We start from the raw sequence: 13,248 nt of genomic DNA on the forward strand, positions 1-13,248 counted from the left end.
ATGCTGAGCTTGACCGAAATCGCCTGGTTCGCACTCGCCTCGATGCTGCTGGCGCTCACGCCGGGGCCGAACATGATCTATTGCGTGTCGCGCACGCTCATCCAGGGCCGGCGCGCCGGGCTGGTCTCGCTCGGCGGCGTGATGATGGCCTTTCTTGCGCACCTGTTCGCGGCCGCACTCGGCCTCACCGCGCTGCTGCTGGCCGTGCCGGTCGCGTTCGACGCCATCCGGCTTGCCGGCGCCGCCTACCTGCTGTGGCTCGCATGGCAGGCGGTCAAGCCCGGCGGCAATGCGCCCTTCGAGGCGCGCGCGCTGCCGGCCGATCCGCCGGGCAAGCTGTTTCGCATGGGCTTTCTCACCAACCTGCTGAACCCGAAGGTCGCGATGTTCTATCTCTCGTTCTTTCCGCAGTTCATCCATCCGGAGCGCGGCTCGGTGCTGCTGCAGAGCATGCAGCTGGGCATGGCGCAGATGGCGAGCAGCGCCGCGGTCAACACCGCGGTGATCCTCGGCGCCGCGAGCATCACGGCGGTGCTGTCGCAAAGCGCCGGCTGGCTGCGCGCGCAGCGCTACATCATGGGCAGCGTGCTGGCGGCACTGGCGGTGCGCGTGGCGCTGACGGAACGCAAGTAAAAGAGAAGGAGCGCGCGTGAGATTCACCCGCGAAGAAATCGAATCCGCGCAGCGCACCGTCGGCGCGGCCATGCCGCCCACGCCGCAATATGCATGGCCGCTGCTCGCACAGCGCCTGGGCTGCACGGTGTGGGCCAAGCACGAGAACCACACGCCGGCGGGCGCCTTCAAGATCCGCGGCGGGCTGACCTACTTCGAAACGCTGGCGCGCGAGCAACCCGGCGTGCGCCATGCCATCAGCGCCACGCGCGGCAACCATGGCCAGTCGGTGGGCTTCGCGGCGCGGCGCCACGGGCTCGCGGCCACCATCGTGGTGCCGCATGGCAACTCGCTCGAAAAGAACGCCGCGATGCGCGCGCTGGGCGTGCAGCTGGTCGAGCATGGCGACGACTTCCAGGCGGCTGCGGAGCATGCGGCCCTGCTCGCCGAGCAAGGCGGCATGCACCGCGTGCCCTCGTTCCACCGCGAGCTGGTGCGCGGCGTGTCGACGGCGTATGTCGAATTCTTCAGCGCACTCAAAGATGCGCCGCCCGATGTGCTGTTCGTGCCGATCGGGTTGGGCTCCGGCTTCGCAGCCGCGGCCGCCGCGCGGGCGCACTGCGGCGTGTCGACCCGGCTCATCGGCGTGGTGTCGGCGCATGCCACGGCGTACCGCGATTCGTTCCGCGCAGGCCGGCCCGTCGAGTCGCCGGCCGGCACGCGGCTGGCCGACGGCATGGCCTGCCGCACGCCGGTGCCCGAATCGCTCGAGGTGATCCTGCGCGAAGCCGACGACGTGATCACCGTCACCGACGACGAGGTGGCCGAGGCCATGCGCATTCTCTTCAGCGACACGCACAACGTGGCGGAAGGTGCTGGCGCCGCGGCGCTGGCGGGCGCGCTCCAGCAGCAGGATCGCTGGCGCGGGAAGACGGTGGGTATCTGCGTGAGCGGCGGCAATGTCGATTCGGGCATGTTCGCGGGGGTGCTGGGGGGCGCTGGCGCATTGGCGTGACCAAGCGCGCTTTGTTCAGGGCGCGTGCACAGGCCACCGGGTACTCCCCTCCGCGAATGTCCCCCGCCTTCGGCTCCTCCTTGATTTCGCTGCGGGGAGCACCCGATGCCCTGTGCACCAGGGCACGCTSYSGGTKCRCAGCYGATCAACCACCGCGCTGAACAACGATCASGCYGATGGGGTGCCTTGCGCAGCGAAATCAAGGGGGAGGCCGCAGGCCGGAGGACATTCGCGGAGCAAGGTACCCCGTCGGCGGGAGCGCGCCCTGAACAACGGCGCCAAGAACAACAGCAACAACAAGCTAAAGCAGCGGCCCCGTACGAGCCGTGTCCAGCGGCAGCCGAGACACCTCCGCCAGCAACAGCGCGAGCTGCTGCGCAGCCGCATCGACAACAGCCTGCCCGCGCGGCGCCGTTGCGGCGGCGGCGTTGCCGGCTGCGCCCTGTGCGTTGTAGTCCTCCATGGCCCAGCCGAGCTTGGCGCTCTTGCCGTTGCCGAGAATCGCGTAGTCGGCCGCGCGCTGCTCGGAGGTGGAGCGGAAATTCTTCGCCTCGGCCATGCGCACCTGCTGCGGCGCCAGGGCCAGCATCATCGAGGTCTCGATCTCGCCCGCATGCACGCCGAAGCGGTGCTCGCCCGCATCGAACTGCGCGCCCGCATCGCCCAGCGGCAGGTTGAACCAGCTCACGCTGTAGACGATGAGGCCGTGCGCCGCGCGCAGTTCGCGCGCCACGATGTCCATCGCACCCACGTGGCCGCCATGCGCGTTGAACAGCACCAGCTTCTTCACGCCGGCATGCGCCACGCCGGCACCGATCTCCTTCCACATGCGGATCAGGGTCTCGGCCGACAGCGTGAGCGTGCCCGCAAAGCGCGCGTGCTCGGGGCTCAGGCCGATCTGCTGCGTCGGCAAAAACAGCACCGGCAGCGCGGCCGGCAGCAGCGGCAGCGACGCGGCCACGATGCCGTCGGCCAGCACCGTGTCCACGCCCAGCGGCAGATGGGGCCCGTGCTGTTCGGTGGCACCGAGGGGCAGCACCGCGACCGTGGCTGCCACATCGAGCGCCGCAAAGTCGCGCGTCGTCAGTTGAGACCAGTAGCGGGGCAGGGATACCGGGGATGCGTTCATCCGCCGATCTTAGAGCGGTGCTTCAATCCACGCGACCCGCGCCTTGCGCGCTTCGACGACACACAAGGACACCCGATGGATCTCCAGCTCCAGGACCAGCACGTTCTCATCACCGGCGGCAGCAAGGGCATCGGCCTGGCCTGCGCGCTCGGCTTCCTGCAGGAGGGCGCGCGCGTGAGCCTCGTGTCGCGCGATTTGCAGAACCTGGAGCGGGGCCGCAAGGCGCTGGCCGAGGCGTTTGCGCAGGCCGAGGGCCGGGTCTCGGTGCATGCAGCCGACCTCAAGGACCCGGCCAGCGCCGTGGCCGCGCTCGATGCGGCCGAGCTGGCCTTCGGACCGGTCGACGTGCTGGTGAATTCGGCCGGCGCCGCGCGCCGCACGCCGCCCGACGAGCTGGATGCCACTGCCTGGCACGACGCGATGGACGCCAAGTACTTCACCTACATCCACATGATCGATCCGGTGGTCAAGCGCATGGGCCGGCGCGGCCGCGGCGCGATCGTCAACGTGATCGGACAGGGCGGCAAGGTCGCGAGCCCGGTGCACATGGCCGGCGGCGCGGCCAACGCGGCGCTGATGCTGGTGAGCGCCGGCATGGCCGCGGCCTATGCGGCCAAGGGCGTGCGCGTGAATGCGGTGAACCCCGGCCTCACGCTGACCGAGCGGCTGCAGGAAGGCATGAAGGCGGATGCGAAGCTGCAGGGCATCGGCAGCGACGAGGCGCTGCAGCGCGCCACGGCCCGGCTGCCGCTCGGGCGCATCGCCACGCCGCAGGAGATTGCCAACACGGTCGTGTTCCTGGCCTCGCCGAAGGCGAGCTATGTGACGGGCGCGATCGTCGCGATGGACGGCGCCGTGACGCCGATGATCTAAGCAGCCGTCAGCGCCTCGAACTTCAGCGCCAGGAAATCGACCAATGCCCTTACGCGCGCGGGCACGAAGCGCCCGCTCGGCAAGAGGGCGTGCAGCGGATAGGGCTCGGTGTCCCATTCGGGCAGCAGCCGCACCAGCGCGCCCTTGCGGAGGTCTTCGCGCACGTCGAGCGCCGACTTCAGCACGATGCCCAAGCCCGCGACGGCCCACTCGCGCGCGAGCGAGGCGTCGTCGACGCTGCGGTCGCCCTTCACGCGCACTTCGGTCCACTGGCCGTTCTGCGCGAAGCGCCAGGTGCGGTGGCGGCGCCCGCCGCGGTCGAAGGTGAGGCAGTTGTGGTGCACCAGGTCCTGCGGCGTCTTCGGCGCGGGGTGGCGGCGCAGGTAGGCGGGAGATGCGGTGAGCAGCGGATTGGTCAGCGCGAACGGCCGTGCCACCAGCCGTGAATCGGCCAGCGCGCCGTAGCGCAGCGCCACGTCGACCTCGTCGCGCGTCACGTCGAGCAGCCGGTCGCCGACGGACAGCGACAGCTGCACACCCGGGTGCCGTTCAAGGAATTCGTCGAACCAGGGCAGCAGCGTGCTGCGCGTGAGGTCCGACGGAGCGGCCACGCGCAAGGTGCCGACCAGCTCGCCACGCTCGGCCGTGACCAGCGACTCGCCTTCGTCGAGCAGTTCGAAGGCGCGCACCGCGTAGTCGAGCAGCGTCTGGCCCTGCGAAGTCAGGCGCATGGCGCGGGTCGAGCGCTCGAACAGCCGGGCGCCGAGCTGCGTTTCCAGCCGCTTGAGCGTGGCGCTGGCCGCCGCCGGCGTCATGCCGAGCGCATGGGCCGCGGCGGTGAGCGTGCCGCCGCGGGCGGTCTGCACCAGCACCTGGAGGTCCGACAGATTTTCAATCTTCATTTGAAAGTGTTGCTCATTGAGGCAGTCTTATCAATTTCTGGTTGCCATCCTACAGTCGAGCCATCGTTCAAGAAAGAAAGGTCATCCACCATGAAAGCCATCGGCTACTACCAGCCCCTGCCCATCGACAACCCCGAGTCGCTGCAGGACATCGAACTGCCCGCCCCCGTGGCCGGCCCGCGCGACCTGCTGGTGCGCGTGAAGGCCATTTCGGTCAACCCTGTCGACACCAAGGTGCGCAAGAACATGGCGCCCGAAGCCGGCCAGCCCAAGGTGCTGGGCTGGGATGCCGCGGGCACGGTCGAGGCCGTCGGCGCCGGGGTGAAGAACTTCAAGGTCGGCGACCGCGTGTACTACGCCGGCTCGATCGTGCGGCCCGGCGCCAACGCCGAACTGCATGCGGTGGACGAGCGCATCGCGGCGCTGGCGCCCACGAGCCTCGACGACGCACAGGCCGCGGCGCTGCCGCTGACCACCATCACCGCCTATGAACTGCTGTTCGACCGCCTCAAGGTGCCGAAGAACGGCGGTGCGGGCCAGACGCTGCTGGTCACCGGCGGGGCCGGCGGCGTGGGCTCGATCCTCATCCAGCTTGCGCGCCAGCTCACGCAATTGCGCGTGGTGGCCACGGCCTCGCGCGCCGAGACGCGGGCCTGGTGCCTCGCGCTCGGCGCCCACGCGGTCATCGACCATTCGAAGCCGCTCGCGGCCGAGCTCAAGGCCGCGGGCATCGGCGAGGTCGACATGGTCGCGAGCCTCACGCAGACCGGCCAGCACTACGCGCAGATCATCGAAAGCCTGAAGCCCCAGGGCCAGCTCGCGGTGATCGACGACCTGCCGTCGCTCGACGCGATGCCGCTCAAGACCAAGTGCATCTCGCTGCACTGGGAAATGATGTTCGCGCGCTCGCGCTTCGAAACGCCGGACATCGCCGAGCAGGGCTCGCTGCTGGCCGAGGTGGCCGCGCTGGTCGACGCGGGGCGCATCCGCACCACCGCCAATGCGAGCTTCGGCACCATCAACGCCGCCAACCTCCGGAAGGCGCATGCGCTGATCGAGAGCGGCAAGGCGCAGGGCAAGGTGGTGCTCGCGGGGTTCTGAGCACAATCGGCCGCATGGCCGAAGACAGCATCCAGCCCCCGATCGAATTCGAAACCCCGCGCCTTCGGCTGCGCCAGTGGCGGGAGCGCGATCTCGCGCCCTTTGCCGCGCTCGCGGCCGATCCGCTGGTGATGGAGTTCCTGCTGCCCGTGCCCACGCGGGCCGCGAGCGATGCACTCGCCGCGCGCATCAGGGCCCGCATCGCCGAGCAGGGCTGGGGCCTCTGGGCCGTGGAGCACAAGGCATCGGGCGAGTTCGCCGGCTTCACGGGCCTCAACGTGCCGCTGGCCGCGCTGCCCTTTTCGCCCTGCGTCGAGATCGGCTGGCGCTTCGCCCGAAAGTGGTGGGGCCAGAGGCTCGCGACCGAGGCCGCGCGCGCCGCCCTGCAGGTGGGTTTCGAGCGGCTCGGATTCGAAGAGATCGTGGCGTTCACCGCGCTCGGCAACCACCGCTCGGCGGCGGTGATGGAGCGCCTGGGCATGCGCGAAGACGTGGATGGCGCCTTCGACCACCCGGCCGTGCCCGAGGGGCATTCGCTGCGGCGGCACAGGCTCTATCGCATCGCGCGGCCGAAGCAAGGATGAGCAAGGCCACGCGCGACTACTTCGCCTGCGCCGACACGCGCCAGACCACGTTGCCCACGTCGTCGGCCACCAGCAGCGCGCCGCTCTTGTCGAGCGCCACCCCCACCGGCCGGCCATGCGCCTTCTCGTCGGCCGAAAGGAAGCCGGTCAGCACGTCGACCGGCGGCCCGCTCGGCTTGCCCGCGGAGAACGGCACGAACACCACCTTGTAGCCCGACTTGGGCTTGCGGTTCCAGGAGCCGTGCTCGCCGATGAAGGCGCCGCTTGCAAACTGGGGCGGCATGCCGCGGCCGTCCGAGAAGACGAGGCCCAGCGCCGCGACGTGGGCGCCGAGCGCGTAGTCGGGCGCGATGGCCTTGGCCACCATCTCGGGGTTCTGCGGCGCGACGCGCGCATCCACCTTGCTGCCGTAGTAGCTCCAGGGCCAGCCGTAGAAGGCGCCGTCCTTCACCGAGCTCAGGTAGTCGGGCACCAGGTCGCTGCCGATCTCGTCGCGCTCGTTGACCACGGTCCACAGCGCCTTGGTCTCGGGGTGCCAGGCCATGCCGTTGGGGTTGCGCAGGCCGCTTGCGAACAGGCGCTTTTCGCCGCTCTTCACGTCCACTTCCCAGATGGCGGCGCGGCCTTCTTCGGCGGCCAGCCCGTTCTCGCCGATGTTGCTGTTGGAGCCGACCGTGACGTAGAGCTTGGTGCCTTCGGCGTTGGCAATCACGTTCTTGGTCCAGTGGTGGTTGATGCCCGCGGGCAGCGGCGTGACCACCGTGGGGGTTGCGCTCGCCGAGGTCTGGCCCTCGGTGTAGGGCACCTTGACGAGCGCGTCCGCGTTGGCGATGAACAGCTCGTTGCCCACCAGCGCCATGCCGAAGGGCGAGCTCAGGTTCGACAGGAACACCTGGCGCACCTCGGCCGCGCCGTCTCCGTCGGCATCGCGCAGCAGCGTGATCCGGTTGGCGCTGGGCGCGTTGGCCCCGGCGCGGCCCATGACCTTGCCCATGACCCAGTTGCGGACCTTGACCATCGGGCCGCTGCCGCCGTCGCTGCTGCCTTCGGGCTTGGGCGGCTTGTTGCTTTCGGCCACCAGCACGTCGCCGTTGGGCAGCGTGTAGACCCAGCGCGGATGGTCCAGCCCGCGCGCCAGTGCGCTCACGCGCAGGCCCGGGGCGGGCTTGGGGGCGGCGGTGTCGGTCCAGCCGACCGCCTCGGCCACGTTGACGGTGGGAATCAGCGTCTTGTTGGGTTCGGCCAGTTGCGGGCGTGGCCCGATGGTGGCCTCGGGCGCCACCTTGGCGGTTTCGCCGCAGCCGGCCAGCGCCAGCGCTGCAGCCACGGCGGCCATCCAGGCCAGCGGGGAAATGGCGATGCTCGGTACCTTCATTCGCGCTCCTTGGTTGCTGCGGCGCGGAGGCCGCCCTTTTCCTTTTTCAGCGTCGTTCCTTCGGCAAATGATGAGGACGGCGCCGGCATGGACTGTCGGCCATGGGCGCTTTTTGGCGTGGGCGCACCCCATTCACGCATCGCCGCTACCATCGGCCGCATGACCGACGACCTGTTCCGCGCCGACGCCTACCTGCGCGCCTGCGAAGCCCGCATCCTGCGCATCGACGATACCGGCATCGTGCTGGACCGCACGGTGTTCTATCCGCTGGGCGGCGGGCAGGCCGGCGACACCGGTGTACTGGCCTTGGCCGACGGGCGCGAACTGGCCATTGCCGACACGCGCAAGGCAAAGAACGAGGAAGGCCAGCCCACGCAGGAAGTCGTCCACGTGCCCGCGCCCGGCCAGGCCGAACTGCTCGCCGCGCTCGAGCCCGGCGCCGCCGTGACCGCCCGCCTCGACTGGGAGCGCCGCCACCGGCTGATGCGCTTCCACACCGCGAGCCACCTGCTGTGCCACCTGGTGCCGGTACCGGTGAACGGCTGCTCGATCACGCCCGACTACGCGCGCATCGACTTCCACATGACCGATCCGCTCGACAAGGAAGCGTTGACGGCCGGCCTTGCGCGGCTGGTGGAAGCCGCGCATCCGCTGACCGTGGGTGCCATCACCGACGAGGAGCTCGACGCCAACCCGGCGCTGGTCAAGAGCATGAGCGTGCAGCCGCCGCGCGGCACGGGTACGGTGCGCACCATCCGCATCGGCGGCGAGGGCGAGGCGCAGATCGACTTCCAGCCCTGCGGCGGCACGCATGTTGCAAACACCGCCGAGATCGGCGCCGTGATGGTCACCAAGATCGAGAAAAAGAGCGCCAACAGCCGCCGCGTGGTGCTGGGCTGGGCCGCCTGAGCCGCCGCAACCCTCGGAACTTCGCACCACTCCCCTGCTCCGACTGACGGCATGATCTTTTCCCGCTTTAACATCGCTACGTTTCTGGTAGCAGCCGCCGCAGCCTGCATGCCGGCTGCGGCCCAATTGGCATCCAGGCCGGGAGCGGTGGTCACCACCCCCCACGTGCGCGCCGAACTGGTGGCGCATGCGCCCGAAGGCGTTGCGCCGGGCGCACCGGTCTGGGTCGGTCTGCAGATCACCCACCAGCCCGAGTGGCACACCTACTGGAAGAACGCCGGCGATTCGGGCCTTCCCACCGAGCTGAACTGGACGCTGCCGAGCGGCGTGGCGGCCGGCGAGATCGCCTGGCCGGTGCCGCGCAAGATTCCGGTCGGCAACCTCGCCAACTACGGCTACGAAGGCACGGTGCTGCTGCCGGTGCCGCTCGAGGTGTCGAGCAACTTCAAGCCGCCGCTGGCCCTGGGCGCCGGCGCATCGGCGCTCGACGTGCGGCTCAAGGCCAGCTGGCTGGTGTGCCGCAAGGAATGCATTCCCGAGGAAGGCGAATTCACCCTGGCCCTGCCGCTGCAAGGCTCGACCGCGCTGCACAAGGCCGAGTTCGACGCGGCGCAGGCCGCGCAGCCGCAGCCGCTGGCCAAGCCGGGCGCGGTCGAGGTCAGCGGCAACAACCTGCAGGTGCGCCTCGAAGGCCTGCCCGCCTCGGCCCGCGGCAAGACCCTGGGCTTCTTCCCCGAAACGCCCGAGCTGATCCGCACCGCCGCCGAATCGGGCAAGGACTGGACCCAGAGCTGGCAAGGCGGCACCTGGACCGCCACGCTCCCGCTGGCCGACCAGCGCAGCGCCAGCCCGACGACCCTGCCACTGGTGGTGGCGCTGGCCGAGGCCGACCGGCAGCCGGGCCAGCCCGTTGCCTGGCGCACCGAGGCGCCCGTCAGCGGCAGTTGGCCGGCCGCGGCGCCGCGCGCGGAGGTCTCGCCCGCGCTGCAGGCGGCCCTGGCCGCCAATGCGGCCGCCGCGCCTTCGTCGCCTTCTTCGGATCTGCCGCCGCAACCCACGGTCACGCTGATGGCCGCGCTGCTCGGCGCGCTGCTCGGCGGACTGCTGCTGAACCTCATGCCCTGCGTCTTCCCGATCCTGGCGATCAAGGTGCTGGGCTTCGCGCGGCAGGCCGGGAACCACAGCGCGCACCGCACCGCGGGCCTGGCCTACACCGCCGGCGTGATGCTCTCGGTGCTCGCGCTGGGCGGCGCCATGCTGGGGCTGCGCGCGGCCGGCGCCCAGCTCGGCTGGGGCTTCCAGCTGCAATCGCCGGCCGTGGTGGCGGCGCTGGCGGCGCTGTTCACGCTGATCGGACTCAACCTCGCGGGCCTGTTCGAATTCGGCCGCGCCGCGCCCCTGTCGCTGTGCTCGGCGCAGGCCCGGCATCCGATTGCCAACGACTTTCTTTCGGGCGTGCTGGCGGTGGTGATCGCTTCGCCTTGCACCGCGCCGTTCATGGGCGTCTCGCTCGGCTTTGCCATCGGGCTTCCGGCGACCCAGGCGCTGCTGCTGTTCGCCGCGCTGGGACTGGGCCTGGCGCTGCCGTACCTGGTGGCGGGCTTCATTCCGGCCGTGGCGCTGCTGCTGCCCAAGCCCGGCCCCTGGATGAACACGCTGCGCCGGCTGCTGGCGTTCCCGATGTTCGCCACCGTGGCCTGGCTGGTCTGGGTGCTGGGCCAGCAAAGCGGCATCGATGGCGCGGGCACCCTGCTCGCGCTGCTAGTGTGCATGGCCGCCATCGTCTGGGCGCTGACGCTGCGCGGCCGCACGCGGCTGGTGATTGCCACGCTGATGGTCGCATTCACCGCGGTGCTGGCCGCTGCCATCGGGCGCAACGTGCTGCAGACGGTGGAGCCGGCCAGGATGGCGGCCACCGCGGGGCAGCGCTGGCAGCCCTGGTCGGCCGAGCGCGTGGCCGAGCTCACGGGCGCCGGGCAGCCGGTGTTCATCGACTTCACGGCCGCCTGGTGCGTGACCTGCCAGTACAACAAGAAGGCCACCCTGGCGGATGCCGAGGTGCTGGCCGATTTCGACAGCAAGAAGGTCGCGATGCTGCGCGCCGACTGGACGCGCCGCGACCCGGCCATCACCGCCGCGCTGACCGCGCTCGGCCGCAGCGGCGTGCCGCTGTACGTGCTGCAGGCGCCCGGCAAGGCGCCGGTCGTGCTGACCGAGATCCTGGGCAAGGACGAGGTGCGCGCCGCGCTTGCCGCGCTTTGACCCCCGGCGTGACATGGGTTGTCACATGCACATGAGCAAAGCGCTCTAAGCTGTCGCCGTTGTTCGTTTTTTCTTTTGGAGTTCAAGCTGGCCATGTCACTTTCGCCATCGTCCGACTCGCGTTCCATTCGTGCCGCGCGCCATGCCCGTGCGGCCCTCAGCCGCGCCTCGCGCCGCGCCGTGGTGGCGGCCGCCGTGGCGCTGGGCGCCACCTTCCTGATGGGCAACAATGCCTTCGCCGCGCCCGCCGTGGGCCAGCAGGCGCCCGACTTCGTTGCGGTGGACACCAGCGGCGCCAAGCACAAGCTGTCCGACTTTGCCGGCAAGTTCGTGGTGCTCGAGTGGACCAACCCGGGCTGCCCCTTCGTGCGCAAGCACTACAACAGCGGCAACATGCCCGCCACGCAGAAGGCCGCCACGGCCCAGGGCGTGGTCTGGCTGTCGGTCAATTCCACCGAGCGCGCGGCCAGCGACTACCTGCAGCCCGCCGCGCTCGACGCCTGGATGAAGTCGCAGAAGGCCGCGCCCACCGCAGTGCTGATGGACGAGGACGGCGTGATCGGCCAGGCCTACGGCGCGCGCACCACGCCGCACATTTTCATCATCGATCCCAAGGGCATGCTGGTGTATGCCGGCGGCATCGACAGCATCGCCTCGGCCCGGCCCGACGACATCAAGAGCGCGACCAACTACGTCAACCGGGCGCTCGGCGAAGCCTTCGGCGGCAAGCCGATCTCGACCGCCTCCACGCGGCCCTACGGCTGCTCGGTGAAGTACAAGAGCTGACGACGCCCCACAGGCAGTGACAGGTACCTGACTCGCGCGGTCAGGCGGTGGTCGGGAACCCCGGCCTACCCTCGGACGAACGACATCGCCCAAGGGGACAACCAGATGAATCCTGCGCAATCCGCCGCGCAACCATCGGCCGCGGCCGCCGCCCGCACCGCGCCAGGCACCGCTTCTTCCAGCGCTTCCTCCTCCTCGAAATTCGCCACCGTGCTGCGCGTGACGGGCGGCAATTTCATGGAGATGTTCGACTTCTTCCTGTTCGGCTTCTACGCCACGCAGATCTCGAAGGCCTTCTTCCCGGCGGGCAACGAATTCGCCTCGCTGATGCTGACCTTCATGACCTTCGGCGCGGGCTTCCTGATGCGGCCGCTGGGCGCGATCTTCCTGGGCGCCTACGTCGACCGCGTGGGCCGCCGCAAGGGCCTGATCGCCACGCTCGCGCTGATGGCGGTGGGCACGCTGCTCATCGCCTGCGTACCGAGCTACGCCACCATCGGCTTCGCGGCGCCGCTCCTGGTGCTGGTCGGGCGGCTGCTGCAGGGCTTCTCGGCCGGCGTGGAACTGGGCGGCGTCTCGGTCTACCTGTCGGAGATGGCCACGCCGGGACGCAAGGGCTTCTACGTGAGCTGGCAGTCGGCCAGCCAGCAGGTGGCGATCATCGTGGCGGCCGCGCTCGGCTACTGGCTCAACGTGACGTTCAGCCCGCAGGAGATCGGCGACTTCTACTGGCGCATTCCGTTCTTCGTCGGCTGCCTGATCGTGCCGGTGCTGTTCATCATCCGCCGCTCGCTGCAGGAGACCGAGGAGTTCATGGCGCGCAAGCACCGGCCCGACGCGCGCGAGATCTTCCAGTCGATGGTGGCCAACTGGGGCCTCGTCGTGGCCGGGATGATGCTGGTGTCGATGACCACCGTGTCGTTCTACCTGATCACGGTCTACACGCCCACCTTCGGCAAGTCGGTGCTGCACCTGAGCACGACCGACGCGCTGGTCGTCACGCTGTGCGTGGCCATCTCCAACTTCATCTGGCTGCCGGTCATGGGCGCGCTGTCCGACCGCGTGGGCCGCAAGCCGCTGCTGATTCTCTTCACGGTGCTGACCATCCTCACTGCGTACCCGTCGCTCAAGTGGCTGGTCGGCGCGCCGAGCTTCGGGCGCATGCTCGAAGTGGAGCTGTGGCTGTCGTTTCTCTACGCGAGCTACAACGGCGCGATGGTGGTGGCGCTCACCGAGGTGATGCCGGTCAATGTGCGCACCGCCGGCTTCTCGCTGGCCTACAGCCTCGCGACGGCGCTGTTCGGCGGCTTCACGCCCGCCATTGCCACCGGCCTGATCGAGATGACCGGCGACAAGGGCGCGCCGGGCCTGTGGATGACGGCCGCTGCCGCCTGCGGGCTGGTGGCGACGCTGGTGCTCTATCGGCGCAACGTGGACCCGGCGGATTCGGTGCGGGTGCCGGTGGTCTGAATTCTGGTTCTTGCGCGCTTGTCGGTTCAGGGCGCGCTCCCGCCGACGGGGTACCTTGCTCCGCGAATGTCCTCCGGCCTGCGGCCTCCCCCTTGTACCGGGACTTCTCGCGCAGTCAAGCACGGGTTTGGGTTGGTTTTTCTACCAAGCTGTATCGCTTGCGAGGCATTGAGGATCGAGGCGCAACGAAACGAGGAACAGACTGCACATCTACCGACGGTCTTGTTGCA

General features: G+C 69.7%; 12 protein-coding genes. 9 read left to right on the plus strand and 3 right to left on the minus strand.

Annotation, left to right across the window (positions count from 1 at the left end; translation table 11 throughout):
- Complete coding sequence (locus tag AC1DSC_RS29115; protein WP_012745892.1) at positions 1-633, plus strand: LysE family translocator; 633 nt, start codon at positions 1-3, stop codon at positions 631-633.
- 16 nt (positions 634-649) lie between these two features.
- A complete protein-coding gene (locus tag AC1DSC_RS29120; protein ID WP_436287255.1) occupies positions 650-1,627 on the plus strand; it encodes a threonine dehydratase in 978 nt (325 codons plus the stop codon).
- Positions 1,628-1,928: 301 nt separating this feature from the next.
- Here the strand turns inward: AC1DSC_RS29120 and AC1DSC_RS29125 are convergent, their stop codons facing one another.
- On the minus strand, positions 1,929-2,756 hold the full coding sequence (locus tag AC1DSC_RS29125; RefSeq protein ID WP_436287254.1) for a creatininase family protein: 828 nt from the start codon (positions 2,754-2,756) through the stop codon (positions 1,929-1,931).
- Positions 2,757-2,831: 75 nt separating this feature from the next.
- On the opposite strand from AC1DSC_RS29125, the gene AC1DSC_RS29130 reads away from it, so the two are divergent.
- The gene (locus AC1DSC_RS29130; protein WP_278880881.1) at positions 2,832-3,629 is read left to right on the plus strand and encodes an SDR family oxidoreductase; all 798 of its coding nucleotides are present in this window, start codon (positions 2,832-2,834) and stop codon (positions 3,627-3,629) included.
- Here the strand turns inward: AC1DSC_RS29130 and AC1DSC_RS29135 are convergent.
- On the minus strand, positions 3,626-4,531 hold the full coding sequence (locus AC1DSC_RS29135) for a LysR family transcriptional regulator (protein ID WP_307596467.1): 906 nt from the start codon (positions 4,529-4,531) through the stop codon (positions 3,626-3,628). The genes AC1DSC_RS29130 and AC1DSC_RS29135 overlap by 4 nt on opposite strands.
- A 90-nt stretch (positions 4,532-4,621) precedes the next feature.
- Here AC1DSC_RS29135 and AC1DSC_RS29140 point away from each other — a divergent pair, with 90 nt between their 5' ends.
- Together AC1DSC_RS29140 and AC1DSC_RS29145 are read left to right on the plus strand one after the other, a co-directional pair.
- On the plus strand, positions 4,622-5,632 hold the full coding sequence (locus AC1DSC_RS29140; RefSeq protein ID WP_436287253.1) for a zinc-binding alcohol dehydrogenase family protein: 1,011 nt from the start codon (positions 4,622-4,624) through the stop codon (positions 5,630-5,632).
- Between the two features lie 14 nt (positions 5,633-5,646).
- Positions 5,647-6,216 (plus strand): GNAT family N-acetyltransferase, encoded by a 570-nt coding sequence (locus AC1DSC_RS29145; RefSeq protein ID WP_436287252.1) that lies wholly within the window; start codon positions 5,647-5,649, stop codon positions 6,214-6,216.
- A gap of 16 nt (positions 6,217-6,232) precedes the next feature.
- Here AC1DSC_RS29145 and AC1DSC_RS29150 read toward each other — a convergent pair whose 3' ends face one another.
- Positions 6,233-7,591 carry a PQQ-dependent sugar dehydrogenase gene (locus tag AC1DSC_RS29150; protein WP_436287251.1) on the minus strand — a complete coding sequence of 453 codons (1,359 nt, stop codon included), beginning with the start codon at positions 7,589-7,591 and terminating at the stop codon, positions 6,233-6,235.
- 159 nt (positions 7,592-7,750) lie between these two features.
- Between AC1DSC_RS29150 and AC1DSC_RS29155 the strand changes: the two genes are divergently transcribed.
- From AC1DSC_RS29155 to tcuC, 4 genes are all read left to right on the plus strand, one after another.
- Positions 7,751-8,500, plus strand: a complete 750-nt coding sequence (locus tag AC1DSC_RS29155) for an alanyl-tRNA editing protein (RefSeq protein ID WP_026283887.1) — start codon at positions 7,751-7,753, stop codon at positions 8,498-8,500.
- A 51-nt stretch (positions 8,501-8,551) separates the two neighbouring features.
- A complete protein-coding gene (locus AC1DSC_RS29160; protein ID WP_436287250.1) occupies positions 8,552-10,762 on the plus strand; it encodes a protein-disulfide reductase DsbD family protein in 2,211 nt (736 codons plus the stop codon).
- A 93-nt stretch (positions 10,763-10,855) separates the two neighbouring features.
- Positions 10,856-11,548 carry a thioredoxin family protein gene (locus tag AC1DSC_RS29165; RefSeq protein WP_196230430.1) on the plus strand — a complete coding sequence of 231 codons (693 nt, stop codon included), beginning with the start codon at positions 10,856-10,858 and terminating at the stop codon, positions 11,546-11,548.
- 105 nt (positions 11,549-11,653) lie between these two features.
- Entirely contained in the window at positions 11,654-13,018 is a 1,365-nt protein-coding gene (gene tcuC, locus AC1DSC_RS29170) for an MFS transporter (RefSeq protein ID WP_307596473.1), read from the plus strand.
- Positions 13,019-13,248 lie beyond the last annotated feature (230 nt).

This window comes from Variovorax sp. 01N425 (assembly GCF_056399465.1).

Coding starts and splice junctions, on each gene's coding strand:
- AC1DSC_RS29115 (WP_012745892.1), top strand. CDS start 1: ATGCTGAGCTTGACCGAAATCGCCTGGTTCGCACTCGCCTCGATGCTG.
- AC1DSC_RS29125 (WP_436287254.1), bottom strand. CDS start 2,756: ATGAACGCATCCCCGGTATCCCTGCCCCGCTACTGGTCTCAACTGACG.
- AC1DSC_RS29130 (WP_278880881.1), top strand. CDS start 2,832: ATGGATCTCCAGCTCCAGGACCAGCACGTTCTCATCACCGGCGGCAGC.
- AC1DSC_RS29135 (WP_307596467.1), bottom strand. CDS start 4,531: ATGAAGATTGAAAATCTGTCGGACCTCCAGGTGCTGGTGCAGACCGCC.
- AC1DSC_RS29140 (WP_436287253.1), top strand. CDS start 4,622: ATGAAAGCCATCGGCTACTACCAGCCCCTGCCCATCGACAACCCCGAG.
- AC1DSC_RS29145 (WP_436287252.1), top strand. CDS start 5,647: ATGGCCGAAGACAGCATCCAGCCCCCGATCGAATTCGAAACCCCGCGC.
- AC1DSC_RS29150 (WP_436287251.1), bottom strand. CDS start 7,591: ATGAAGGTACCGAGCATCGCCATTTCCCCGCTGGCCTGGATGGCCGCC.
- AC1DSC_RS29155 (WP_026283887.1), top strand. CDS start 7,751: ATGACCGACGACCTGTTCCGCGCCGACGCCTACCTGCGCGCCTGCGAA.
- AC1DSC_RS29160 (WP_436287250.1), top strand. CDS start 8,552: ATGATCTTTTCCCGCTTTAACATCGCTACGTTTCTGGTAGCAGCCGCC.
- AC1DSC_RS29165 (WP_196230430.1), top strand. CDS start 10,856: ATGTCACTTTCGCCATCGTCCGACTCGCGTTCCATTCGTGCCGCGCGC.
- tcuC (WP_307596473.1), top strand. CDS start 11,654: ATGAATCCTGCGCAATCCGCCGCGCAACCATCGGCCGCGGCCGCCGCC.